23 protein-coding genes are annotated in these 23,035 nt (G+C 67.2%); 12 read left to right on the top strand and 11 right to left on the bottom strand.

The features are described from left to right. Positions 1-44 precede the first annotated feature (44 nt). Complete coding sequence (locus AC4D2Q_RS00280) at positions 45-1,457, top strand: MFS transporter (protein ID WP_490944108.1); 1,413 nt, start codon at positions 45-47, stop codon at positions 1,455-1,457. A gap of 147 nt (positions 1,458-1,604) precedes the next feature. Continuing rightward, complete coding sequence (locus AC4D2Q_RS00275) at positions 1,605-1,778, top strand: hypothetical protein (protein WP_490926751.1); 174 nt, start codon at positions 1,605-1,607, stop codon at positions 1,776-1,778. A gap of 101 nt (positions 1,779-1,879) precedes the next feature. On the opposite strand, the gene AC4D2Q_RS00270 is transcribed toward AC4D2Q_RS00275, so the two are convergent. The 5 genes from AC4D2Q_RS00270 to AC4D2Q_RS00250 all read right to left on the bottom strand — a co-directional run bounded on the left by AC4D2Q_RS00270 (position 1,880) and on the right by AC4D2Q_RS00250 (position 6,319). Then, positions 1,880-2,827, bottom strand: a complete 948-nt coding sequence (locus AC4D2Q_RS00270; protein WP_490944106.1) for a serine/threonine-protein kinase — start codon at positions 2,825-2,827, stop codon at positions 1,880-1,882. 199 nt (positions 2,828-3,026) lie between these two features. Continuing rightward, the gene (locus AC4D2Q_RS00265) at positions 3,027-3,857 is read right to left on the bottom strand and encodes an alpha/beta fold hydrolase (RefSeq protein WP_490944104.1); all 831 of its coding nucleotides are present in this window, start codon (positions 3,855-3,857) and stop codon (positions 3,027-3,029) included. 3 nt (positions 3,858-3,860) lie between these two features. Continuing rightward, positions 3,861-4,190, bottom strand: a complete 330-nt coding sequence (locus tag AC4D2Q_RS00260) for a biotin/lipoyl-containing protein (RefSeq protein ID WP_400931789.1) — start codon at positions 4,188-4,190, stop codon at positions 3,861-3,863. Continuing rightward, the gene (locus AC4D2Q_RS00255; protein ID WP_490945683.1) at positions 4,183-5,148 is read right to left on the bottom strand and encodes an alpha-ketoacid dehydrogenase subunit beta; all 966 of its coding nucleotides are present in this window, start codon (positions 5,146-5,148) and stop codon (positions 4,183-4,185) included. The genes AC4D2Q_RS00260 and AC4D2Q_RS00255 overlap by 8 nt, the downstream gene beginning before the upstream one ends. 121 nt (positions 5,149-5,269) lie before the next feature. After that, positions 5,270-6,319 (bottom strand): thiamine pyrophosphate-dependent enzyme, encoded by a 1,050-nt coding sequence (locus AC4D2Q_RS00250; protein ID WP_490944101.1) that lies wholly within the window; start codon positions 6,317-6,319, stop codon positions 5,270-5,272. A 391-nt stretch (positions 6,320-6,710) separates the two neighbouring features. On the opposite strand from AC4D2Q_RS00250, the gene AC4D2Q_RS00245 reads away from it, so the two are divergent. After that, positions 6,711-6,842 carry a hypothetical protein gene (locus tag AC4D2Q_RS00245; protein ID WP_490926756.1) on the top strand — a complete coding sequence of 44 codons (132 nt, stop codon included), beginning with the start codon at positions 6,711-6,713 and terminating at the stop codon, positions 6,840-6,842. Positions 6,843-7,052: 210 nt separating this feature from the next. On the opposite strand, the gene AC4D2Q_RS00240 is transcribed toward AC4D2Q_RS00245, so the two are convergent. After that, positions 7,053-8,471: an amino acid permease gene (locus AC4D2Q_RS00240; RefSeq protein WP_490926758.1), complete on the bottom strand. Its 1,419-nt coding sequence runs from the start codon at positions 8,469-8,471 to the stop codon at positions 7,053-7,055. A gap of 168 nt (positions 8,472-8,639) precedes the next feature. On the opposite strand from AC4D2Q_RS00240, the gene AC4D2Q_RS00235 reads away from it, so the two are divergent. The 7 genes from AC4D2Q_RS00235 (at position 8,640) to AC4D2Q_RS00205 (ending at position 15,805) form a co-directional block, all read left to right on the top strand. Then, positions 8,640-9,140, top strand: coding sequence for an Lrp/AsnC family transcriptional regulator (locus tag AC4D2Q_RS00235; protein ID WP_490944099.1), 501 nt, complete (start codon positions 8,640-8,642; stop codon positions 9,138-9,140). Positions 9,141-9,256: 116 nt separating this feature from the next. Beyond that, positions 9,257-10,048, top strand: coding sequence for an NUDIX hydrolase (locus AC4D2Q_RS00230; protein ID WP_490944095.1), 792 nt, complete (start codon positions 9,257-9,259; stop codon positions 10,046-10,048). 3 nt (positions 10,049-10,051) lie between these two features. Next, positions 10,052-11,368, top strand: coding sequence for a quinolinate synthase NadA (gene nadA, locus AC4D2Q_RS00225; protein WP_490944091.1), 1,317 nt, complete (start codon positions 10,052-10,054; stop codon positions 11,366-11,368). Beyond that, positions 11,365-13,017: an L-aspartate oxidase gene (nadB, locus tag AC4D2Q_RS00220; RefSeq protein WP_490944090.1), complete on the top strand. Its 1,653-nt coding sequence runs from the start codon at positions 11,365-11,367 to the stop codon at positions 13,015-13,017. Before nadA ends, nadB begins: the two co-directional genes overlap by 4 nt. Before the next feature lie 23 nt (positions 13,018-13,040). Continuing rightward, entirely contained in the window at positions 13,041-13,931 is an 891-nt protein-coding gene (nadC, locus tag AC4D2Q_RS00215; RefSeq protein WP_490944088.1) for a carboxylating nicotinate-nucleotide diphosphorylase, read from the top strand. Beyond that, positions 13,928-15,202, top strand: a complete 1,275-nt coding sequence (locus AC4D2Q_RS00210; RefSeq protein ID WP_490944086.1) for a cysteine desulfurase family protein — start codon at positions 13,928-13,930, stop codon at positions 15,200-15,202. The genes nadC and AC4D2Q_RS00210 overlap by 4 nt, the downstream gene beginning before the upstream one ends. An 84-nt stretch (positions 15,203-15,286) precedes the next feature. Further along, positions 15,287-15,805, top strand: a complete 519-nt coding sequence (locus AC4D2Q_RS00205; RefSeq protein ID WP_490944084.1) for a universal stress protein — start codon at positions 15,287-15,289, stop codon at positions 15,803-15,805. Here AC4D2Q_RS00205 and AC4D2Q_RS00200 read toward each other — a convergent pair. Continuing rightward, a complete protein-coding gene (locus tag AC4D2Q_RS00200) occupies positions 15,702-16,271 on the bottom strand; it encodes a GNAT family N-acetyltransferase (protein ID WP_490945682.1) in 570 nt (189 codons plus the stop codon). The genes AC4D2Q_RS00205 and AC4D2Q_RS00200 overlap by 104 nt on opposite strands. Before the next feature lie 193 nt (positions 16,272-16,464). Here AC4D2Q_RS00200 and AC4D2Q_RS00195 point away from each other — a divergent pair, with 193 nt between their 5' ends. Next, positions 16,465-17,871 (top strand): M20/M25/M40 family metallo-hydrolase, encoded by a 1,407-nt coding sequence (locus AC4D2Q_RS00195; RefSeq protein ID WP_490944082.1) that lies wholly within the window; start codon positions 16,465-16,467, stop codon positions 17,869-17,871. Further along, positions 17,868-19,430 carry an MFS transporter gene (locus AC4D2Q_RS00190; protein WP_490944080.1) on the top strand — a complete coding sequence of 521 codons (1,563 nt, stop codon included), beginning with the start codon at positions 17,868-17,870 and terminating at the stop codon, positions 19,428-19,430. The genes AC4D2Q_RS00195 and AC4D2Q_RS00190 overlap by 4 nt, the downstream gene beginning before the upstream one ends. On the opposite strand, the gene AC4D2Q_RS00185 is transcribed toward AC4D2Q_RS00190, so the two are convergent. The 4 genes from AC4D2Q_RS00185 to AC4D2Q_RS00170 form a co-directional block, all read right to left on the bottom strand. After that, positions 19,399-20,310: an oxidoreductase gene (locus tag AC4D2Q_RS00185; RefSeq protein ID WP_490944078.1), complete on the bottom strand. Its 912-nt coding sequence runs from the start codon at positions 20,308-20,310 to the stop codon at positions 19,399-19,401. The genes AC4D2Q_RS00190 and AC4D2Q_RS00185 overlap by 32 nt on opposite strands. Positions 20,311-20,355: 45 nt before the next feature. Next, the gene (locus AC4D2Q_RS00180) at positions 20,356-20,823 is read right to left on the bottom strand and encodes a MarR family winged helix-turn-helix transcriptional regulator (RefSeq protein ID WP_490944076.1); all 468 of its coding nucleotides are present in this window, start codon (positions 20,821-20,823) and stop codon (positions 20,356-20,358) included. Positions 20,824-20,832: 9 nt separating this feature from the next. Next, the gene (locus AC4D2Q_RS00175) at positions 20,833-21,942 is read right to left on the bottom strand and encodes an LLM class flavin-dependent oxidoreductase (protein WP_490944074.1); all 1,110 of its coding nucleotides are present in this window, start codon (positions 21,940-21,942) and stop codon (positions 20,833-20,835) included. 107 nt (positions 21,943-22,049) lie between these two features. After that, positions 22,050-22,889: a hypothetical protein gene (locus AC4D2Q_RS00170; RefSeq protein WP_490944071.1), complete on the bottom strand. Its 840-nt coding sequence runs from the start codon at positions 22,887-22,889 to the stop codon at positions 22,050-22,052. Positions 22,890-23,035 lie beyond the last annotated feature (146 nt).

The following is a 23,035-nucleotide window of genomic DNA, read 5'->3' as shown; positions in this document are numbered from 1 at the left end:
TCGGGAGGGGGGACGATGCGCGATGCAACGTATCTGGATATCGCATGAGCAATCAACAAACCCCAATTTCAGCCTCTTCCCACCCCCCGCAGCCGCAGGATCCCCGGCAGCAGCAGTCGCATCCGCAGGAGCCGGACCAGGCTGCCGCAGGCACCGCCGGCCGTTACGCACGGATCTTTGCGCTCGCCGGCCGCGGTTTCGTTCCGGTCGCCTTCCTCGCCCGGCTTCCCCTGGCCATGCTGACGGTGGGCGCCCTGACCCTGGTCACCAGCGTGACCGGCTCATACGCCACCGGCGGACTGGCAGCCGGCGCCGTCGGCATCGGTTCGGCCATCGGTGCTCCGATCCTCGGCTTCGCGGCAGACCGCGTGGGACAGCGTCCGATTCTGCTGGCCGCTGCCATCGTCAACCCGCTGGCCACGGCACTGGTGCTCTACATGGCCCACCTTCTATCCGCCGCCGACGGTTCCAGCGCGGCCGGAATCCTGGCTGCAGCGTTCCTCATGGGGGCCACCTGCCCGCAGGTCGGTCCGCTGGCCCGCGTGCGCTGGATGTCCATGACGTCGCGGCGTCCGGCCGGCACCGGCACCGGCACTAGCACCGGCACCGGCACCGAAGGTGCCCGGGATCTGGATACCGCCATGTCCTACGAAGGAACGGCTGACGAACTGAGCTTCGTTCTCGGCCCGGCCCTCGTCGGCCTCCTGGCTGCCGCCGTCGCACCCTGGCTGCCCCTGACGCTCGCCGCCGTCCTGACTCTGACCATGGTCGCGGCCTTTGCCGTGCACCCCACGGTGCGAACGGTAATCCCGGCCCGCGCCGCCAAGGCCGCCCGGAGCGCTGCAGCGGCCTCCGGCCAGCCGGAACCGGCGGCAACCGCAGAGCCGCGCGCCGACTGGCTGCTGATCGCCCTTCCCGTGCTGGGCATGGTGGCCATGGGAACGTTCTTCGGGGGAACCCAGACCAGCCTCACGGCCTTCGGCGGTGTCTTTGGCATCTCCTCTGCCGCCGGTCTGCTGTACGCGGTCATGGGCATCAGCTCCGCGGCCGCAGCACTGTCCGTCGCTTTCTGGCCGGAGCGGTTCGGTCCGGCGGCACGGTGGATGGCCGCCGCGGCTGCCATGACGGCCTTCTCGGTGCTCCTGCTGCTGCCCACAAGCATTCCCACCATGCTGGTGGCACTCTTTATCCTGGGCATTCCGGTGGGTCCCACCATGGTGAGCATCTTCGGCATCGGTGCCGTGGTTGCCCCCGGACACCTGATGGGAACCGTCATGACCATGCTCGCCAGCGGCGTCGTCACCGGAACCGCCCTTGGTGCGGCCCTGGCCGGGCGGCTGGCGGACAGTCACGGGCATCAGGCAGCGTTCCTGGTCACCGTGGGAGCGGCTGCTGCGCTGCTGATCCTGAGCCTGTGCACCAGGTGGGCCGTCGCTGCCCGCCGGCGGCGTGCCTGAGCGTCCGGGGCTGTCCGGGGCACGGAACAAGCCCCCGGCAGCGGCGGCCAATCCGCTTCAGCTGTCGGCGCGGTCAACAGGTGGCTTAGTATCGAAGGTAAGCGCCGGAACAATCGGCGGGAGCCGCAGCGGATGAGGAGACCCACCATGGGCAGCGAAAAGAACGCCAACGAGAGTTCCTCGAAGGACGGCGAGAAGACCACCGGACCCGAAGGGACCATCCCCGACACTGAAGACGGCGTGGCCGCCGCGTCCACCGGTGAAGCGTCGAACTTTGAACCCGAGGAAGACCAGGAGTCTGCCGAGGGCGGATCCAAGTAACGCTTTGTAACCAATAGAAGCGGAGCCGGCAGCAAATCAGCCGGTAAACAAAAGCCCGGACCGGAGAGTTTCTTCCGGCCCGGGCTTTTGTTTGCGCTGGTTCAGCCGAGGCTGGGGGCGTGCGCCGGAGGCAGCGGAATGTAGATGTTGCCGGTGGTAATTCCGCCGGTAACGGCGTCGTCGGAACCGGAATCCGTCGGGAACCCCAGATGCTGCAGAACCTCCGGCTCCACGGCAAGGGCACGAAGGGCTTCGGCAGCCTCATGTGCGTCCGGCCGGGCGTCAACGGTCCGGGCGGTCATGGAGCGCAGCAGCTCCACCCAGTCCGAGCCCAGTTCGGCGGGGACCTCGGGATCCCGGAGCAGGCGGGCCACGGCGGACTCAACAATGGGCCCCGGGAAAGCCTTCACACCCGTAAGGCACTCGAGCAGCACCAGGCCCAGGGAGTAAATGTCCGTGCGCGGATCAACGGTGCCGCCCTGTACCTGCTCGGGGCTGAGGTAATTCGCGGTTCCGATGGTGGCGCCGTGGGCGGTGGCCAGGGTTGCGTCGGTCATCCGGGCGATGCCGAAGTCAGTCAGCTTGGGGTAGAGCCGCGTGTCATTTTCCGCCTGCGGATAGAGCAGGATATTTGCCGGTTTTACATCGCGGTGGATCACGCCGTTGGAATGCACGTAATTCAGGGCGTCGGCCAGATCGGCCCCCAGCGAGCCGGTGCCCGCCGGTGTCAGCGGCCCGGACTTCAGGGTTCCCCGCAGGTCCGGCCCGTCCACGAGCTCCATGACCAGATAGGTGGAGGTGCGTCCGTCTTCCTCCTCGAAGGTTCCGGCATCCAGCAGCGTCACCAGTCCGGGATGGTTCAGCGTGGCGAGCAGAAGGGTTTCCTGCTGTTGCCGGCGGTTTGCGTCTGTGTCGCTGCTTTCGGGACGGAAGCGCTTGACTGCGACCTCCCGGCCGAGGTTTTGGTCCACCGCGCGGTAGACCGATGCAGCGCCGCCGGAACCGATAAGTTCGGTGGTGCGGTAGCGCTGCCCAAGGAGTACATCCACGGGTGTCCTCCCTGAGGGTCTGTCGAAAAAATGAAGAAGCGGCAGTGATTTCCCAGGGTTCTTGTGTGGCACCGGAAATACATTTAATCAGCAGCCTGACTAAAGGAATCGTACTCTGCTATCGGTTTAACCCTATCGCGGCGGGTCCCCGGCGATTCGCGCCTCAAGGCCGGGGAACCAACTATTAATATGCCGCTTCTCACCCGTGGGTGACCGGGGCCGCATCCGGTGAGGACAGGAATTCCAGGGCGGCCTGCTTGAAGGACCGCGAGGTTACCGCATTGGCATGGGTCCGGGCCGGCAGCAGGAGCACTTCCGCTTTCCCGGACAGATCGGCCAGCTCAGCTGTGCCCTCGGCAAAGGAATCACGGTCTCCGGCCACCAGCAGCGCAGGCATGCCGGGAACAGCTTCATCCGGAATGAACGGCTCCTCCTTCACTGCTTCCACCATGGTCAGCAGTGCAGCCAGATCATTGTCCGGAACCAGCTGGGCCATCCGTACCGTCTCGGCGGTGGTCTCATCGTGAATCACTGCGTTGCCGGCCAGAGCCTCCCGAGCCGCAGACAGGTCAAAGCCCGTCAGGGGATCGGTGGTGCCCGGACCGCCGCCAAGCACCAGGCGGTGCACCATCTCCGGCTGGGTGGCTCCGAATTCCCACGCCAGGCGCGAGCCCAGCGAATAACCGATGATGTCCACGCCCGACGCCGGATTGTCATCCGCGAGGGGAAGCACCCCGGCATCCATCAGCAGTTGCAGCAGGTCTGCGCGGATGCGGCTGGGGCGATACGCCTGCGGATCAGCAGGGGCTGCGCTGCGCCCGTGGCCGGGCAGATCCACGGTAATTACGGTTTTGCCGGCGGAAGTCAGAGCGCTCACCCAGCCGGTGTCATGCCAGTTCAGCTGCGAGGAGGAGGCAAAGCCGTGCAGCAGCAGCACCGGCCGCGACGCGGGGGCACCGCCGTCGGGCGCGATGACCTCGGCAAACAGGCCCGGATCGGAGCCTTCCACGGCATGGGTGTTCAGCTGCATGGCTTAGTCCTCGTCCAGGGCTGCGGTGAGGCGGACCCGCCGGCGGGCGGGCGCTTCGGCCGGCACGGTTCCCACAATGCCTGCGGTATTGTCCGGCACTTCAAAGACGATGAGCGGCTCGCCCACGTTGATTTTCTCGCCGGGCTGGCCGTAGGTGCGTGCCACGCGGCCGGCCTGCGGGGAGGGAAGCTCCACGGCGGACTTGGAGGTCTCCACTTCCACCAGCGGCTGGTTGCGTTCCACCTGCTCGCCCTCGGACACCAGCCATTCCAGCACGGTGGCTTCAATCAGGCCTTCGCCGAGGTCGGGAAGGGGAAAGGGGATTTCAGCCACGCCGGTACTCCAATACTCGCTGGATTCCGAACAGGATGCGGTCAATGTTCGGAATGTATTCATCTTCAAGATCGCCTGAGGGATACGGTACGTCGAAACCGGTGACCCGCTCAACGGGCGCGCGCAGGGTGTCAAAGCAGCGCTCGGTCACCAGGGCGGCCACTTCCGCTCCCAGTCCGGAGGTCAGCGGAGCTTCATGCACGACGACGGCGCGCCGGGTCCGGCTGACGGATGCGGCCAGGCCCTCGGCGTCGATCGGCTTGAGCCAGCGCAGGTCCAGGACCTCCACCTCGATGCCGTCCTCGGCGGCAAGTTCGGCAACCTGCAGGCAGCGCGCCACCATGGCACCCCAGGCGATCAGGGTGACGTGCTTGCCGCTGCGGACCACCTTGGAGCCCAGAGGGTTGCCGCCGTCGGCCGTGTCCACCTCGCCCTTTTGCCAGTAGCGGGACTTCGGTTCCATGAAGATCACGGGATCAGGGCGTGTGGCGGCATATTTGAGCAGGTGGTACGCCTCGTGCGGCGAGGAGGGGGAAACCACCTTCAGGCCGGGAACGTGGGCAAACAGCGCCTCAAGGGATTCGCCGTGGTGTTCGGGGGCGCGGATGCCGCCGAAGCTGGGCACCCGCAGGGTCACCGGCATCGGCAGGGTGCCGCGGCTGCGGTAATTCATCCGGGCCAGCTGGGTGACGATCTGGTTCACGGCGGGATAGGCAAAACCGTCAAACTGAACTTCGGGAATCGGATGGAAGCCGGCCATCGCCAGGCCCACGGACATGCCCAGGATTCCGGACTCAGCCAGCGGGGTGTCAAAGACCCGGTCCGCGCCGAAACGCTGCTGCAGGCCGTCCGTTATGCGGAAGACCCCGCCAAGACGGCCGACATCCTCGCCCAGGATCACTGCCTTCGGATTGTCCGCGAGGGTCTCCGCCAGGGCACGGTTCAGCGCTGCCTGCATGGACAGCGTCTCGGTGGTTCCGGAAACAGCGGGAACGGACGGGGTGGCGGACTGCTGCTGGGCTGCCGTGTCTTCGGTGTTGGCCTGCGCCGCGGCGAGGTCCGAGCTGCCGGTCATCTGGTCAGTCATGTTCGGATTCCTTCCGCCAGGTGAGTGCCTGGTCCTTCAGCTGCTCGGTGGATTCGGCGAACACAAACTTGAACATCTCCGCGCCGGGGCGCGGTGCCAGGGCCTGCACTCCCTCGCGGATTTCATCTGCGCCGGCTATCGCGTCGGTCTTGGCCGCGGCCAGGAATTCCTGGTCGGCGTGGCCTTCGGCGAGCAGCCGGCCTGCCAGCAGCTCCACCGGGTCGGTGCCGGCGTCGCGCCGTTCTTCCTCCAGGGTGCGGTAGCGGCCCGGATCATCACTGGTGGAGTGCGGTCCGCGCCGGTACGTCATTGCTTCGATCAGCACCGGACCGTGCCCGGCGCGGGCGTGGGCCAGCGCTTCGCGGGTGGCCATCACGACGGCGGGGGCATCGTTGCCGTCCACCGTCAGGGACTTCATGCCGTATCCGGCAGCGCGTGCGGCAACGGTGCCGCCGGCCACCTGGGCCTCGGTGGGCAGCGAAATGGCCCAGCCGTTGTTCTGGACAAAGAAGATCACCGGCGCCTTGAGTACCGCTGCAAAGTTCATCGCTTCGTGGATGTCACCCTGGGAGCTGGCGCCGTCACCGAAGTAGGTGAGTGCCGCGGGCAAACCTTCGGCGGGAATGCCGCCGCCTGCCTGGGCTTCCAGCCGCTGCCCGTGGGCCCAGCCCACCGCGTGGAGCACTGAACCGCCCACTACCGCCTGAATGGGAGCAAGGCGGGTGGCAACCGGATCGTACAGACCGCCGTGCCAGGAGGCCTTGTGTGTGGCCATGTACTGGACCATGTCCACCCCGAGGGTCAGGGCCGTACCCATTTCGCGGTAGGTGGGGAAGATGAAATCCCGGCTCCGGTCCATGGCGAAGGCGCTGCCCACCTGGGCGGCCTCCTGCCCGAGTTCGGGCGCATAGCCGGGAATGATGCCCTGGCGCTGCCAGGCGACCGCCGCGAGATCGAGCTGCCGCACTGCTGTGAGCAACCGATACAGCCGGCGCAGTTCGTCTCCGGAAAGCTCCGGGACCTGTGATGTGACTGAGACCATAGTGGCAACCTAGTCCGGCAGTGCCGAAGCATGCAATTCGCGCGGGGATATCTGTACACAGTGTGCGTTTTCGAGCTGGTGCAGCGTGGGCGACCGTACAAGTTGTGCAGTGTCTGCGTGGTGTGTCTTTCGGCTCTCCGGTTGTTTGCCTCGTCGAGTGTCGTGTACGTGACCTTTTCAGCGTCGCGAAGGGTCATCTTTTCTACTCTCGACGGGAAAGAGCGGCGTCCTCTCGACACTGGAAGATGTTCGGTCAGGCGGCGGCGCCGGCGCCGCACTCAGGGCGGGGCATGCCGGGCGGGAAATAGAACAGGACGCACGGGGACTGGCTTTTATTTTTATACAGCGTATGGTCGGGACTATCCGTATTTGTTCTTCAAGAGGAGCCTAAATGTCAGGTAAATCCCCGCAGGGTTCAAATGAGAAAAAGCCGGGCAAGTCCATCAAGGATAAGCGGGCCGAAAAACGAGCCAAGAGTGCCAGCGAAGCAGAAGTGGCTCCCAAGAAGCGCAAGGGCCTCTAGCCCGCAGCAGTAGGCCGGTAACCGTCGGCCGGTCGGCAGCAGCAGAAAGGGCCGCGGATTACCGCGGCCCTTTCTGCTGCCCGTATTCAGCAGCGGGGCAATCCCTTTGCCGAGATTTCCAAGTAGCGCCGGTAAAAGTCTCCGCAGGTTACTCAAAAGCCGTGGGAAATACCTGCATTTGCGCCCGCACTCGAATTGCCGCGCCGGGGGTCAGCCCAGCTGGCGGCCGGAGCGCACGGCGCTGCGGTCCAGAAGCCAGGCGGCGAACCCCAGGACGGCCGTCAGGGCGAGGGTGGCCACCAGCTGGATGCGCACTGCGGGATCCTGGAAGCCAAGGACCACAATGCCGGCCAGCAGGGCCAGGGCAAAGTAGGAGAGCCAGGGGAAGGCCCACATCTTGAAGCTGAGCTTCACGCCGGCGGCCTCGGCGCGGCGCCGCAGGATGATCTGGGAAACAATCGATACGCCCCAAACCACCAGGCAGGTGGACCCGACCAGGTTCAGCAGGATCATCAGGACGGTTTCGGGGTAGAGGTAGTTCAGCACCACGGTCAGGAAGCCGAAGGTTACCGAGGCGATGACGGCGGCCCGCGGCACGCCGCTGGTGCCCTTGCGCGCCAGAGCCCTGGGAGCGCGGCCCCGCTCGGCCAGCGAGAAGACCATCCGCGAGGCACCGTAAAGGTTGGCGTTCAGGGCCGAAAGCAGGGCCACCACAATCACGACCGCCATGACGACGTCGGCACCCGGAACGCGGGCCGCGGCAAGTGCGGCGACAAAGGGCCCGGTGCTCAGCGACTCGCTGTCCCACGGCAGGATGGTGACGATGACCAGGACGGATCCGATGTAGAAGATGATGATGCGCCACACCACCGAGGTGATGGCTTTGGCAATGTTGGTGCCGGGATCCTCAGTGTCGGCAGCTGCAACGGCAACAATTTCGGTTCCGCCAAAGGCAAAGACCACCAGCAGCAGGCCGGCGCCCACCCCGCTCCAGCCATGGGGCATGAAACCGCCGTTGCCGGTGAGGTTGCTCAGTCCGGGCGCATCGACGCCGGGCAGCCAGCCGGCAATGAAGGCGATGCCGACGGCGAGGAAGGCCACGATGGCCACGATCTTGAGCAGGGCAAACCAGTACTCGAACTCTCCGAAGCTGGCGACGCCGCCCAGATTAATTGCCGTGAACAGGCTGATGAACACCAGCGCCAGCAGCCACTGCTGCGAGCCGGGCCACATGGAGGCAACAATTGCAGCTGCCGCAGTTGCTTCCGCAGCAATGACGATGACCAGCTGCAGCCACCACAGCCATCCGATGGTGGTTCCCACCGGCCGGCCCAGCGCCTTCTCCGCGTATACCGAGAAGGCTCCGCTGGTGGGATCTGCTGCGGCCATCTCGCCCATCATGCGCATGACGAGGATAACCATGGTGCCCGCGATCAGGAAGGACAGCAGGACGGCAGGTCCGGCTGCCTCGATGCCGGCGCCGGACCCGACAAACAGCCCGGTTCCAATGGCGCTGCCCAGGCTCATGAACACCAGGTGGCGCGGCTGCATTTTCCGTGCGGCGGGCGGTCCTGCCGGGGCGGGCGCTGCCGGTCCGGTGGAACCAGCCGCGGAGGTTCGGGTACTCATGGAAAAGGAGCCTTTGACGTTGGGGATTCCGGTGAAGGGCGGGCGGGAACAAGCCGGCCCGGACCTAGCTAACTATCTTATGCCGCCTTGGGCGTTATCCACGCTGTTCATGATCCATGCCACAATGCTTACAGTTTGCACAGCAGAAGCGGTGCCGGAGAGGAAAACATGTCAACGGATGCCCTGGATGCCCAGATCATTGCGCTGTTCACCGACGAACCGCGGATGTCCGTCCTGGAAGCGTCACGCTCCCTGAAGGTGGCCCGCGCCACCGTGCAGGCCCGGTTGGACCGCATGCAGCGCACCGGGGTGATTTCGGGCTGGGGGCCGCGGATAGATCCCGCGGCGCTGGGTTACGCAGTCCTTGCCTACTGTTCCCTGACCATCAGCCAGGACACCGGACACGACGCAGTGGTGAGAGCCCTGGCCGAAATTCCGGAAATCCAGGAAATCCACACCGTCTCCGGTGAGAGCGACCTCCTGGCCCGGGTGGCGGCACGCTCCAACTCCGACCTGCAGCGGGTGATCGACTCCATCGTAGCCACCCGCACCATCGTGAGGTCCTCGTCCGTGATCGTCCTGAACACGCACTTCGACGGCCGGACCCTGCCTCTGCTGCACGCCGCCTCCGCGACGGACCCGGCGGCAAGCCCGGCCGCTGCGGGCTAATCCTGCACCTGTGACGCAGGCCGCCTTGCACAGCTGGAAAATGAGTTAGAGTCATCCTGACTTTTACTCTTCCCGCCGGGCTCCACCGCCGCGGCGGCCGGCAGGGAAGGGCCTTCATGGTTCCCCAGCAGGTACCCCACGGGTACGCCAACGTCTCCGAACGTGCCCGGCAGCCACCGGCACTGGCCATCTCCACCGTCATCTTTGCCCTGCGGCCGGACCCGGACACCGGCCGCCCCGCCCTCTGGCTGCCCCTGGTCCGCCGCATCCGCGAGCCGTTCCGGGGTCTCTGGGCACTGCCCGGCGGCCCGCTCGGGGCCCGCGAGTCGCTGCAGGAAGCCGCCGCCGGCAACCTCGCCTCCACCACCGGGCTGGCGCCGAAGCACCTGGAGCAGCTCTATGCCTTCGGCGGGACCGACCGGTCGCCGTCGCCCCGGGTGGTGTCCATCGTGTACTGGGCCCTGGTTCAGCCCGATGAAGCCGCGCTGTCACGGCAGGACGAGAATGTCCGCTGGTTTCCGGCCGCTGCACCGGGGCAGCTGGCCTTCGACCACAACGAGATTGTGGAGTACGCCCTGTGGCGCCTGCGCAACCGGATGGAATACGGCTCCATCGCCTACGCCTTTTTGGGGGACACCTTCACCCTGGCGCAGCTGCGGGAAGTCCATGAAGCAGTGCTGGGCCGCGAACTGGAACCGGCCAACTTCCGCCGCCAGCTGCGGGCAGCACCGGACATCGAGCCCACTGACCAGTATCTGCAGGGCGGCAGGCACCGCCCGCCGCGCCTCTACCGCTACACCGGAGCGCTCCTGTCCGGTCCGGAAACAGTCGCCGGCCCGGAAACAGTCGCCGGACCGGAAACATCCGCCGGCACCCAAACATCCACCACCCCAGCAACGGAGCAGTGAACCATGAGCAACATCCCCGGCACCTCCGCCCCCAGCGTTGCCACCGCCGTCGCACTGATTTCAGCCGCCGGCGCCGCCGCCGGAAAAGCCTCCTCCGCCGGAACCTGCACGCCGGAGCTGGTGATGCCGCCGTGGGAATTCGACGGCGCCCGGCTGCCGGACTACGGCCCCGGCGCCTCCATGCATGACGCCGCGCCGCCCGCCACGCCCCGGCAGGGCAGCCTTCCCCAGGAATACCGGCAGGCGTCGGACGCCGAGTTGCACCTGCGCATCACAGCCGCCAAGGAAAAGCTGGGGGACCGCGCCGTCATCCTGGGCCACTTCTACCAGCGCGATGAAGTCATCCGGCACGCGGACTTTGTGGGCGATTCCTTTCAGCTGGCCAAGGCAGCCAAGTCCAAGCCCGGCGCCGAGGCCATCATCTTCTGCGGCGTCCACTTCATGGCCGAAACCGCTGACCTGCTCTCCGGGCCAAATCAGGCCGTGGTGCTGCCCAACCTGGCCGCGGGCTGCTCCATGGCGGACATGGCGGACATCGATTCGGTGGCTGCGTGCTGGGAACAGCTCACCGCGCTCTTCGGCTCGGAGCCCGACGACGACGGCCTGGTCCCGGTCATTCCGGTCACCTACATGAACTCCTCGGCCGCGCTGAAGGGTTTCTGCGGTGAGAACGGCGGCATTGTCTGCACCTCCTCCAATGCCTCAGCGGTGCTGGAGTGGGCCTTTGAGCGCGGCCGGCGGGTGCTGTTTTTCCCGGACCAGCACCTGGGCCGGAACACCGCCAAGGCGATGGGCATACCGCTGGAGGCCATGCCCATGTGGAACCCGCGGCTGCCGCTGGGCGGAAACACGGCGGAGGAACTGCGGGAATCACAGGTGCTGCTCTGGAACGGCTTCTGCTCGGTGCACAAACGCTTTACCGTCGCCCAAATCGAAAAGGCCCGGGCGGAGCATCCCGGCGTCCGGGTGATCGTGCACCCGGAATGCCCCATGCCCGTCGTGGATGCCGCCGATGAGGCCGGCTCCACCGATTACATCCTCAAGGCCATCGACGCCGCTGAAGACGGCAGCACCTTTGCCGTCGGCACCGAGATCAATATGGTCAACCGGCTGGCGGCCCAGTATCCGCAGCACACCATCTTCTGCTTGGACCCCGTCATCTGCCCCTGCTCCACCATGTACCGAATCCATCCAGGCTACCTGGCCTGGGTGCTGGAGGGCCTGGTCCGGGGCGAAGTCCTGAACCGGATCACGGTTCCCGCCACCGTTGCCGTTCCTGCCCGCACCGCGCTGGAACGGATGCTGGCGGCGCGCCCGTGATCACCGTCGTCGGAGCCGGCATCGCCGGACTGACGGCCGCGCTGAGTGCGGTCCAGGCTGACCCGGCCGTGGAAGTGACCGTGCTGGCCAAGGGTGCGGTGAAGCAGTCCAACACCTGGCTGGCCCAGGGCGGAATTGCCGCCGTCGTACCGGACGCGGCGGCGCCCGGAGACACCGTGCAGGCGCACGCGGCGGACACACTGGCCGCCGGTGCCGGGAAAGGCGACCCCGAGGCGGTGCAGGTTCTCTGCTCGGCAGCCGGCGAGCAGATCCGGCGCCTGCTGCAGCTGGGCACGCCCTTTGACCGCGATCCGGCGGGCACCCTCGCGCTGGGCCGGGAAGCGGCCCATTCGGCCCGGCGGATCCTGCACGTCAACGGCGACAGCACCGGAGCCGGCATTGCCGCCGCCCTGCTGCAGGCCGTGGCGGCGGAACCGCGGATTACCGTCGCCGAGCACACCTTCGCGGCCGGCCTGCGGCAGGAAAACGGCCGGGTCACCGGCGTGCAACTGCTCCGGAACGGCGAGATCACGGCGCTGACGGCCGACGCCGTGATCCTCGCCGCCGGGGGAGCAGGCGTCCTGTACGCGCACACCACCAACCCGGAGCCGGCAACCGGCGACGGTGTGGCACTGGCGGCGGGCGCCGGTGCGGCGGTGCGCGACCTCGAGTTCTTCCAGTTCCATCCCACCTCCCTGGACGTGCCGGGGAACCCGCTGATTTCCGAGGCGGTCCGCGGTGAGGGAGCCGTGCTGCGCAACGCCGCGGGGGAACGTTTCCTGCTGGCCGGCCGGGCAGCCCGGGCCGCCCACCCGGACGCTGAACTGGCTCCGCGCGACGTCGTCTCCCGGGCCGTCAGTGCCTATCTGCTGGACAGCGGGGAACCGTGCGTCTGGCTGGATGCCACCGGTGTTGCAGCCGCCCGCGGACCCGGGTACCTGGCCCGGCGCTTTCCCGGCCTGGACGCCCTGACCCGCCGGCACGGGCTGGACTGGGAGCGGGACCTGCTGCCCGTGGTTCCCGCTGCCCACTACTGGATGGGCGGAGTGTCCACGGATTTAGAGGGCCGCACCACGGTGCCCGGACTGTACGCTGCGGGCGAGTGTGCCTGCACCGGTGTGCACGGCGCAAACCGGCTGGCCTCCAATTCCCTGCTGGAGGGACTGGTGTTCGGTTCCCGGGCCGGCGCCGCTGCCGTAACGGACGGTCGAACCGGTGCACTTTCCGCCGTCTCACGCGCGGCTCTTTCTGCTGCCTTTCCTGCCGCCCGGGCAGACCCCGAACGGGCATCTTCCCTGCCGGCGGAGTCCGGACGGAAGCAGCCTGCTTTTAGCCGTGCTGCCCTTCAGGAACTCATGTCCGCCCGGGCCGGGGTGCTGCGCAGCGCCGACGGGCTGGCCGCTGCCGCCGCCCAGGTCGCCCGCTGGGAGCGGGAAGCGGCGGGGAACGCAGCCACGAAGCTGCCGGCACCTGAAGTACGGGTGCTGGAAGACGCGAACCTGCTGACCTGCGCACGGCTGCTCCTGGCTGCCGCACTGCGGCGCACCGAATCCGTGGGCGCCCATTACCGCACCGACGCCGAGATCCGCCCGGCCGAGGAAGCCGCCGGCACCCGCCCCGCCGACAACACCCTGCACCTCACCGCATGAGCTCCCCGAAGGGAAACACCTCCATGACCACCAGCGCAGCGCTTCCCCGTTCCGTTCATCTGCCGGCACCTGTTCCGCAGGATGCCGTGGACCGCATCGTTGCCGCGGCGCTCGCCGAGGACGCACCGTGGGGCGACATCACCTCCGAACTCCTGGTCCCGGTGGAAGCCCGGGCCTCGGCCGTCCTCACCGCCCGTGAACCAGGCATCTTCTGTGGCGCGCAGGTGATCGAGGCTGCGTTCCGGCTCACCTCTGCGGAAACAGCAGTTCAGTTCCCGCTCCGGGACGGCGAGTCCTTCGACGCCGGAACCGTCCTGGCGGAAATCAGCGGACCCGCCCGCGCGGTGCTCACCGGTGAACGGGTGGCCCTGAACCTGGCGCAGCGGCTCAGCGGCATCGCCACCCTGACCGCGGCCTTTGTTGCGCAGACCGCCGGGACCTCCGCCCGGATTACGGATACCCGCAAGACGACACCGGGCCTGCGCATCCTGGAACGCCACGCCGTCCGGTGCGGCGGCGGGAACAACCACCGGTTCAGTCTTTCCGATGCCGTGATGGCCAAGGACAACCACCTGGCGCTGCTGGCCGCCGGCACCGTGGAGTTGGCGCAGGCCCTGGCGGCGGCCAAGGCGAGGCTGCCGCACACCGTGCACTTCGAGGTGGAGGTGGACCGGCTGGACCAGATCGAAGCAGCACTGGCCGGCGGTGCGGACACCGTGCTGCTGGATAACTTCTCTCCGGCGGATCTGCGCCGGGGCGTGGACCTGATCGCCGGACGGGCGCTCACCGAAGCCAGCGGCAATGTCCGGCTGGAAACAGTTGCGGAGATTGCCGCCACCGGGGTGGACCTGATTTCCGCGGGAGCACTCACCCACAGCGTCCGGGCCCTGGACCTGGGGTTGGACCTGGTGTGATGTACCTGGATGCAGCCGCCACCGCCCCGCCCAGGCGCGAAGTGCTGGAGGCCATGTGGCCGTACCTCACCACGGAGTTCGGCAATCCCTCCAGCTCGCACTCGGCCGGGGAATCGGCCGCCCGCGCCGTCGCGGCAGCCCGGGAGACAGCGGCCGGGGTGCTCGGCTGCCGCCCCGGGGAAATCATCTTCACCTCCGGCGGCACCGAGTCGGACAACCTCGCAGTGAAGGGCCTGGCCCTGGCGGGGATGGACCGCCTGGACCGCCTGGCCCGGCGGGACCGTCCGGCGCAGGAAGGCACAGGTGCCGCTCCGCACCTGGTCTCCACCGCCGTCGAGCATCCCGCGGTGCTGGAGTCCCTGGACTATCTGCAGCGCCGCCACGGCTTCCGCGTGACGCTGCTGTCCGTGGACGAAACGGGCATGGTGGATCCGGAGGAGGCGGCCGCAGCCCTGACGCCGGAGACGGTGCTCTGCTCGGTGATGTACGCCAACAACGAGGTCGGCACCGTCCAGCCGGTGCGGGACATTGCCGCCCGCTGCCGTACGGCGGGCGTGCCGTTCCACACGGACGCGGTGCAGGCCGGCGGCTGGCTGGACCTGAACGCGACTCGCCTGGGGGCGGACGCGCTGAGCCTGTCCGGACACAAGCTGGGCACGCCCAAGGGGATCGGGCTGCTGTACCTGCGCGGAGCGCCGGCACTTGAGCCGGTGATGCACGGGGGAGGGCAGGAGCGCGGCCGGCGTTCCGGCACGGAGAACGTGGCCGGCGCCGTCGGAATGGCTGCGGCGCTGGCGCTGGCTGCCGCGGAGCGCGACGACGCGGCCCGGCGAGCGGAGATGCTGCGGAACCGGCTGATTGACGCCGTGCTGCGCGGGGTTCCCGGCGCCCTGCTGACCGGGCACCGCAGCGAACGGCTCCCCGGCCACGCCTCGTTCTGCTTCCCTGGGACTTCGGGCGAAGCGGTGCTGCTGGAACTGGAGCGGGCCGGTGTGCTGTGCTCCAGCGGCTCGGCCTGTGCCGCCGGCTCTGATGAACCGTCGGCTGTCCTGACAGCGATGGGGCTGGACCGGGCGACCGCGCAGACGGCCGTGCGCTTCACCTTTACAGCTGCGCTCCGGAAGGACGACGTCGACCGGGCCGCGCGGGCGGTCGCCGCCGCCGTCGAAGCAGTGGGGGGACTGGCGCCGGGGCCCGCTTGCAGCGGGCAAGGCCCAACGAGTCAAGCGCCCGCCAGCAATCCGCGCCTCATGAGGCAGATGGTGCTCTAATCCGGTACACATGCTCGAAGTGCTGTGACACCTTAGCTGTACAACATGAGACTCATGGACGGTCCCAGAGAAGGAGTCAACATCATGACGAGCCCCAATTCCAAGCCGCAGGTCCTGGTGGGTGTCGTGCCCGGTACGGCTGCCGCGGTGGTCGACGTAGCGGGAGGGTTAGCCGACAGGCTCGGGGCGGACTTGGTCTGCGCCACTGTCGACGCCTCCAGCGAGGAAGTCAAGCAACGAGCCGACGGAACGGTGGTGTCCGAGCCCATCAATCCCGACCTGCCTTTCGAAGAGACCCAGGAGTTCGATCCCGGACTTCGGGCAGAGATTGCGGGAGCATTGGATTCGCACCCCGTAACGTGGTCCGTCCGTGCACTGGCCGGTGGTCCGGTGCAGGAGCTTGCCCGGCTGGCCGACCAACTGGACGCGGCTATGATCGTTGTCGGCACACGCGAATCAGGTTTCCGGGGTTCAATTGAAGAGTTTTTCACCACCTCCGTCATGGTTCAGCTTGCCCACCATCAGCACCGTCCGGTGGTGGCTGTTCCGTTGCACCCGGTCCTCGACGACGGGTTGCTGCCGTGGCAAAGTCCAGGTGATTGAACGACACGCTCGCGACTTCCGAAAGCAGGTCCCGGCTGTGGCGGCGCTCCGACACCGGTGGATCAAACCGGGTGTCCTGCAGGGTTCCGCCGTCGTCCAGCCATCCCCGGTTGGTGTAAAAATCAATGGCCCGTTTGTTGGTTGCTTCAACCCACAGGAATGCCCGGTGATATCCCAGCGACGTGAGTTTTTCCTCCGCAGCGGCGAACAGGGCCGAACCGACACCCCGGGCCCAGGCGTCCGGATGCACATTGATTGCGTAAAGCTGTCCGGTTGGAGCTGCTGTGCCGCCCTCCGGTTCCGGTCCGGCTGTACCTTCCGCGGGTCCGAATATGCAGAACCCGGCGACTCCGCTGTCCGTCTCCGCGACCAAATGGAAGATTCCGGGCCTGGGCTCCAGAATGTTCCGCCGCCAGCCCCTCGTGGAAGTCTCGAGGTTTAGGCCGTCCAGGTATTGGTCGGACATGACGTTCCGGTAGGCAGCCCGCCATGCCGAAATATGGATGTCCGCAAGCCGGGGAGCATCGCTTTCCACCGGATGCCTCACCAGGACCGTGGAGCTGGTCATTTATCCTCCTGAAACGGAAACGGCGGATGCGGGGCTGTGGCAGCAAGGCTACCTCGACTGCACCTGTTGTGACGCCCGTTACACTCTGGGCATGCATATCAAGACAACTGCGCCCCGCGTGCGCGTCACCGGAGCCGAAGCCGGCCAGGCGCTCGCAGCCGGCACCAGGGCGGCACCGAAACTCGCCCGGCTTATCGGGTACCAAACCGTCTCGTCGCGGGACCCGCAGCAGGTCCGCCTCGAAGAGTTCGACGGCTTCATCGCCGCCCTTCCCGAACTGTTCCCCCGGGTTCACCGCGCGCTGTCCCTGGAGCGGGTCAACGGTTACGGGCTGTTGTACCGGTGGGAGGGCAACGGAACGGACGACGACGGCGGCCCGGTGGTCCTGATGGCCCACTATGACGTGGTTCCGGTGGAGGACCCCGCGTCATGGATGCATCCGCCCTTCTCCGGCGAAATTGCCGACGGCCGGATCTGGGGCAGGGGCTCATTGGATGACAAGGGCTCGCTGACCGCCATCCTGGAAGCGGTGGAGCAACTGCTGGCGGAAGACTTCGTTCCGGCGCGGGACGTGTACCTGTCCTTCGGGAACAACGAGGAAACCGCCGGCGACACCGCCGAAGCAGCCGCGGCCCTGCTCGCTGGCCGCGGCATCCGGCCCTGGCTGGTCCTGGATGAAGGCGGTGCCGTAGCTGACCAGGCTTTTCCCTTCGTGGAGCGCCCGGTGGCCGTGGTGGGTGTCTCCGAGAAAGGAATCCTGGACGTGGAACTGTCCGCCGAGGATGCCGGCGGGCACGCCTCCACTCCGCACCGGCGCGGGGCCACCGCCAGGCTCGCCCGCGCCATCACCAGGCTGGACGCCCATCCGATGCCCGCGGTCCTGCCGGAACCCACGGTGGAGATGATCGGCCGGCTGGCACCCTCGGCACCGTTTCCGGCCCGGCTGGTGTTCGGGAACCTGCAGATCTTCCGGAAGCCGCTGACCCTGGTGCTGGCGCGCATGGGCGGGGAACCCGGCGCCCTGACCCGCACCACCGTGGCCGTCACCCAGCTGCAGGGCAGCTCCGCTTCCAACGTCCTGGCCTCCCGGGCAACGGCCAACGCGAACATCCGGGTGGCCGTGGGCGAGAGCGTGGCCGGTACGGTGCAGCGGCTGGAGCGGATCATCGGCGATTCCTCGGTGTCCCTGCGCGTGGTGGAAGGCAATGAGCCCTCGCCGGTCTCGCCCACGGACAACGCCCAGTTCGCCCTGCTGGAACAGAGCATCGCCGCAGTGTTCCCGGATGCCGTCACCGCCCCCTACATCATGCTCGGCGGCACCGATTCGCGCCGCTTCACCGGCATCTGCGACGCCGTGTACCGCTTCGCTCCGTTCCGGATGGGCCGGCAGGACCGGGCAAATATCCACGCCAACAACGAATGCCTGGGCATCGAGACCTTCGGCGAAGGAATCCTCTTCTACACCCGCCTGCTGCGCAGCCTCGGGGCGGGGCAGTGAAGCCGGCCGCCGACGTCGGACGCCGCAGCCTGCGCTCGCTGGGACCGGTGGTGCTTTTCCTGGCCCTGGTGGAAATCACCTCCGGCATCCTGCAGGGGTACTACACACCGATCCTCACCGACATTGCCCGGAACCTGGAAATCAACGACGGCGACGTCAACTGGTTCGAGGCCGCCCAGTTGATGCTCAGCGCGCTCGCCGTTCCGGTGCTGGCGAAACTCGGGGACATCTACGGGCATAAGCGGATCCTGCTCGTCTCCACCATGCTGACGGCGGCGGCCTCCTGGGGTGTGGCCTTCGCACCGGATTTCTGGACCTTCCTGGCCGCATGGTCCCTGCAGGGCTTCTACGTGGTGTGGCTGCCGCTGGAGATTGCGCTGATTTTCGGGCGCGCTTCGACGGCTCCCGGCGGAGCTGCACTGACCCGCAAGGCGGCCGGGCTGCTGGTGGGGGCCCTGCAGTTCGGTGTCATCGCCGGTGCACTGGCCGCCGGCGCGCTGGTGGAGGTTTTCGCCGGACGGCTGCAGCTGACGCTGATGATCCCGGCGGTCGCCGTCACTCTGTGCATTGCCGCCGTACAGATCGGTGTTCCGGAAACCACGGAGCGGACCGGCGGCATCCTGGACGGCAGGGGCTTCCTGCTGCTGGCCCTCGGGTTGCTGCTGCTCACCTCGGGCTTGAGCTTCCTGCGGATCAACGGCCCGGGAACCTGGTGGGTCTGGGGGATTCTGCTGGCCGGGGCAGCGGCCTTTGTGCCGTTTGTCCGCTGGGAGACGGGCCGCACGGATCCGCTGGTGGACTTTCGCATGCTCCGGGATCCGGCCATGTGGCCGGTGCAGCTCACCGCAGGCCTGTTCGGCATCTCGGTGCTCGGGGCGCAGGCACCCATGTCCACGTTCGCCCGGACCAATCGGGAAGTGAACGGCTACGGACTGGGACTGGATGCCGGGGATGTTTCCATCATCATTGGCTCCTATGTCCTGTCGGTGCTGATGGGCGCCCTGCTTTTCCCGGCGGTCTCCCGGTATGTCACACCGCGGCTGACGCTGTGCGGGGCGGCGGCGCTGGTGGGATTCGGCCACCTGCTGTTCCTGCCCTTCCATGACACGCTGGCCCAGACCCTGACCAACATGATCGTCGCCGGCCTGGGCTCCGGGGCCCTCGTGGCTGCCCTGCCGGCTGCTGCGGCCGCAGCAGCCCCGAGTAACCGCACGGGCATGGCCACCGGGCTGACGAACACGACCAAGACCATCGGCGGCTCCTTCGCCTCCGCCGTGTTCGGCATCGCGCTGCTCAGTGCTGCCGCGGATGCCGCAGTTGGCGGGGCTCAGGCAACGCAGACGGCGGCACCGCTCTCGGGGTACCTGGTGGTTTGGGGAGTGTGCTCGGTTACCGGGTTCATTGCGGCGGGCCTGCTCCTGCTGGTGCCGCGGCTGGCGTTCGCTGATCCGCCGCTGACGGCGTCGGGTCCGGTCATTTTGGTCCCGCCGGAGGACCGGAGGGCCAAGAGCCGGGCTCCCGGCGGCGCTACTCCAACCCGGCGAACCGAACACCGGTGAGTTCGGTGCTGACTTCCCAGAGCCTGCGGGCCGTGTCGGGGTCCGACGCCTGCGGGGCCGGGGTCACCCGGACCGGCCGCCCGCGGAGCTGCCCGGGCCCGCCGGGACCGTAAAACTCCCCGCCCCGGACCCCGGGCGCGGTGGCCGCATACAGTGTGGGCAGCGCCCCTGACGTTCCGCTTTGGCCCAGCAGGCGGAAGAAGGAACCGAGGATGTCCAGTGTTGCCGGATGGTTCATACCCGAGGTGAGGTTGGTGTTGGCGAAGCCCGGATGGGCTGCCACTGCCAGCAGCTTCTCACCGTGCGCCTCGAGCCGCCGCTGGAATTCAAACGTAAACAGCAGATTGGCCAGCTTGCTCTGGTTATACCGGCTCCACGGGCGGTAGCGGCGCTGCGCGGCCAGGTCCTCAAAGTCAATCCGCCCGCCGCGGTGGGCCAGGCTGGAAACGGTGACCACGCGTGCAGCCGGAGCCTGCCGCAGCGCCGGCAGCAGCAGGCCGGTCAGGGCAAAATGTCCCAGATGGTTCACCCCGAACTGAAGCTCAAAGCCGTCAGAGGTGGTCCGGTGCGGAGTGGCCATCACCCCGGCGTTGTTGATCAGCAGGTCCACCGGGACGTCCTGCTCGGCAGCGAACCGGTGCACGGATTCCAGTGAACCGAGATCGAGCCGGCGCAGCCGCACGTCGTCGTTTCCGGTTTGGGAGCGGATCCGGTCCTGTGCAGCCGCCCCGCGCGTGAGGTCCCGGCAGGCCAGATCCACACGTGCCCCCTTCGCCGCGAGGACCAGGGCGGTTTCCAGGCCCAGGCCGCTGTTGGCGCCGGTAACGACGGCGTTGGTCCCGGACAGGTCAGGGATGCTCTCAGCGCTGAAATTCTCCACGTGGCTCCCGCCGTCGTTCCGGTTTCAGGGCTGTCCCGGCGGGACTTAGCCGTCGTTCGCGGGCAGGCTGGCAAGCAGCTTGTCCGTCAGCGACTTCAGTTCCTGCATCTCGGTTTCGCTGAGGGCGGGAGTGAGCAGCTCATAGATGCCGCGGACGTGGGCGCTGCCCAGCTTCCGCTGCAGCGCACGCCCCTCCTCGGTCAGGGACACTTCGACGCCCCGCTGGTCGTTCTCTGCAGGCCGGCGCTGGACCAATCCCTTGGCCTCCATCCGCTCCACCATCCGGCTGAGGCTGGGCTGGCTGATGAGCAGGTGCACATTGAGCTCATTCAGGCGGATCCAGCCGGTGGGGCAGCGGGTGAGATTGAACAGGACGTCGTATTCCCGCATGGACAGTTCCTTGAACGCCGGATCCTTCTGAAGCCGGCGCATCACTCCCACCTGGGTCCGGAACAGGGACTCCCAGGTCTCTGCTGCCTGTCGAACGGGTGCGCTGCTGGTATCCAAGGACATGCCTCTAGCCTACTGAAGAGAAGGGGCAGCGGTTGAACGTGACGACATTTGAGCCGCGGCCACCCGTGTAGCATGTGTCGGGCCCTCGGGAACGTCCGCCGGCCGGCGGGCATCGAATTCGCGCCGCAGTTCCGGCAGCACATATTCGCCGAACAGATCCAGCTGCTCCAGGACCGTCTTCAGCGGAAGCCCCGCATGGTCGATCAGGAACAGCTGGCGCTGGTAATCACCGAAGTACTCCTGGAAGGAAAGGGTCTTCTCGATCACTTCCTGCGGGCTGCCGACCGTGAGCGGGGTTTGCGCGGTGAAGTCCTCCATGGAGGGGCCGTGCCCGTAAACGGGAGCGTTGTCGAAGTACGGCCGGAACTCGTTGACGGCATCCTGGGAGTTTTTACGCATGAAGAACTGCCCGCCAAGGCCCACGATGGCCTGGTCGGCCCGGCCGTGGCCGTAGTGCTCATAGCGCTCGCGGTAGAGGCTGATGAGCTGCATGTAGTGCTCCTTCGGCCAGAAAATGTTGTTGGCAAAGAAGCCGTCACCAAAGTAGGCGGCGATCTCGGCCACCTGCGGAGTGCGGATGGAGCCGTGCCACACGAAGGGGGCAACGCCGTCGAGCGGGCGCGGGGTGGCGGTGAAGTTCCTCAGCGGAGTGCGGAACTTCCCCTCCCAGTTCACTGTCTCCTTGTCCCAGAGCTGGCGCAGCAGGTTGTAGTTCTCCACCGTCAGCTCCACCGAGTCCTGCATGTTCTTGCCGAACCACGGGTAAACGGGGGCGGTGTTGCCGCGGCCCAGCACCAGGTCCACGCGGCCGTCGGAGAGATGCTGGAGGGTGGCGAAGTCCTCGGCAATCTTCACCGGGTCATTGGTGGTGATCAGCGTGGTGGCCGTGGAGAGGATGATCCGTTCGGTCTGTGCGGCAATGTAGCCCAGCAGGGTGGTGGGGGAGGAAGCGTAGAACGGCGGATTGTGGTGCTCGCCGGTGGCATACACGTCCATGCCGATTTCTTCGACCTTCTTGGCGATGGCGACGGCGGCCTTGATCCGTTCGCCCTCCGTGGGAATCCGTCCGGTGACGGGATCGCGGGTGATGTCGCTGACGCTGAATACGCCGATCTGCATGGTGTCCTCCGATGTGGCTGGTCCAGCTACAAGTATATGCATTTGCATCTACATAGCGGAACAACGGCGCCTGCCGGCGATTCATTCCCCCAGGACTGCCGTGGGGCCTATTGGGGTTCCTGGCTCCCTGGCTGCAGTCCCGAGAACGTGGCCGCGTTTCCGGAGCCGGGAAAGACGATGTGTTTCATGACGCCGTCTCCCACCACACGGTCCGCAGCGTAGTAGGACAACAGATCCGGGGCAGCGGGGTCATATGGCGCGTAGAGCCGAGGAGCCAGCGCCACAACCTGTCCTGCAACAAGCCTGTCCCCGAACCAGGCACCAACGCGGTAGTCAAGGGATGCGGCATCCACGATCAAGGGATAACCGGGGAAGGCGGCGCTGGCTTCGGCAGCCGGGGCCGGGGCTGCCGAAGAGGAAGCTGCCGCATCGCCCGTGCCGGACTCATAGGGTGCGCAGCGGGTCAGGAGCTCCGCGACGGCGCCCTGCCAGGTCACGAAGTCGGCAACCCAGGGCGAGCCCGGGTCCCCCGCCGTCTGCATGGCGCCCTCCATGGGGGACGCCAGCGCCGCCAGTGCAGCGCCCATGTCCTGCGGAGCGTCTCGGGCTATTCCATCCAGTGCTTCGTTGAGGGTGCGGGCGCTTTCGGGACTTCCCAGGAAAGTGCTCGCGCCAAAGTCATCAATCCGGTAGATGTAAGTGGCCTGGTAAAGGGGGCCCTCCCCATTGGTCTTGAGGAGCTTGGAGCAGGTCTGCTCTTCGGAGTCCTCTACCGACGCCTGGATCGACGGCGGGGCGGCGGCAGGAGCGGAATTTGCAGGAGCGGAATTGTCGGATGCGGAGGTCGCCGGATCGGAGCTATGCGGTGCGCCCGGCTCAGCGGTTGCGGCACTGCAGCCGGTAATGAGCAGCAGGGCGATGGCAGGGACGGCGACGGCTTTTCTCATGGTTCCCCCGGGAGATGTTGACAGTGGTCCCACTCTAGCGCCTGATACGGCCGGCGGACCGGGGGAACCCCGCTGTGTTTTACTCTGCCGAAATCACCCCGGCGCCGCCGAGGCGCCCGCGGTTGGCGTAGAGGACAGCTGAGGAG

Source organism: Arthrobacter sp. TJ-178 (genome assembly GCF_058269275.1).
The sequence above is the reverse complement of the archived record's forward strand: the minus strand, read 5'-3'. Positions and strand labels throughout refer to the sequence as shown.

Excerpts from the sequence above, each read along its gene's own strand:
- AC4D2Q_RS00195 (WP_490944082.1), top strand. The coding sequence starts at position 16,465 with ATGCATATCAAGACAACTGCGCCCCGCGTGCGCGTCACCGGAGCCGAA.
- AC4D2Q_RS00205 (WP_490944084.1), top strand. The coding sequence starts at position 15,287 with ATGACGAGCCCCAATTCCAAGCCGCAGGTCCTGGTGGGTGTCGTGCCC.
- AC4D2Q_RS00235 (WP_490944099.1), top strand. The coding sequence starts at position 8,640 with ATGTCAACGGATGCCCTGGATGCCCAGATCATTGCGCTGTTCACCGAC.
- AC4D2Q_RS00280 (WP_490944108.1), top strand. The coding sequence starts at position 45 with ATGAGCAATCAACAAACCCCAATTTCAGCCTCTTCCCACCCCCCGCAG.
- AC4D2Q_RS00265 (WP_490944104.1), bottom strand. The coding sequence starts at position 3,857 with ATGCAGCTGAACACCCATGCCGTGGAAGGCTCCGATCCGGGCCTGTTT.
- AC4D2Q_RS00200 (WP_490945682.1), bottom strand. The coding sequence starts at position 16,271 with ATGTCCGACCAATACCTGGACGGCCTAAACCTCGAGACTTCCACGAGG.
- AC4D2Q_RS00180 (WP_490944076.1), bottom strand. The coding sequence starts at position 20,823 with ATGTCCTTGGATACCAGCAGCGCACCCGTTCGACAGGCAGCAGAGACC.
- AC4D2Q_RS00245 (WP_490926756.1), top strand. The coding sequence starts at position 6,711 with ATGTCAGGTAAATCCCCGCAGGGTTCAAATGAGAAAAAGCCGGGCAAG.
- AC4D2Q_RS00255 (WP_490945683.1), bottom strand. The coding sequence starts at position 5,148 with ATGCAGGCAGCGCTGAACCGTGCCCTGGCGGAGACCCTCGCGGACAAT.
- AC4D2Q_RS00170 (WP_490944071.1), bottom strand. The coding sequence starts at position 22,889 with ATGAGAAAAGCCGTCGCCGTCCCTGCCATCGCCCTGCTGCTCATTACC.
- AC4D2Q_RS00175 (WP_490944074.1), bottom strand. The coding sequence starts at position 21,942 with ATGCAGATCGGCGTATTCAGCGTCAGCGACATCACCCGCGATCCCGTC.
- nadA (WP_490944091.1), top strand. The coding sequence starts at position 10,052 with ATGAGCAACATCCCCGGCACCTCCGCCCCCAGCGTTGCCACCGCCGTC.
- AC4D2Q_RS00275 (WP_490926751.1), top strand. The coding sequence starts at position 1,605 with ATGGGCAGCGAAAAGAACGCCAACGAGAGTTCCTCGAAGGACGGCGAG.
- AC4D2Q_RS00240 (WP_490926758.1), bottom strand. The coding sequence starts at position 8,471 with ATGAGTACCCGAACCTCCGCGGCTGGTTCCACCGGACCGGCAGCGCCC.
- AC4D2Q_RS00250 (WP_490944101.1), bottom strand. The coding sequence starts at position 6,319 with ATGGTCTCAGTCACATCACAGGTCCCGGAGCTTTCCGGAGACGAACTG.
- nadC (WP_490944088.1), top strand. The coding sequence starts at position 13,041 with ATGACCACCAGCGCAGCGCTTCCCCGTTCCGTTCATCTGCCGGCACCT.
- AC4D2Q_RS00230 (WP_490944095.1), top strand. The coding sequence starts at position 9,257 with ATGGTTCCCCAGCAGGTACCCCACGGGTACGCCAACGTCTCCGAACGT.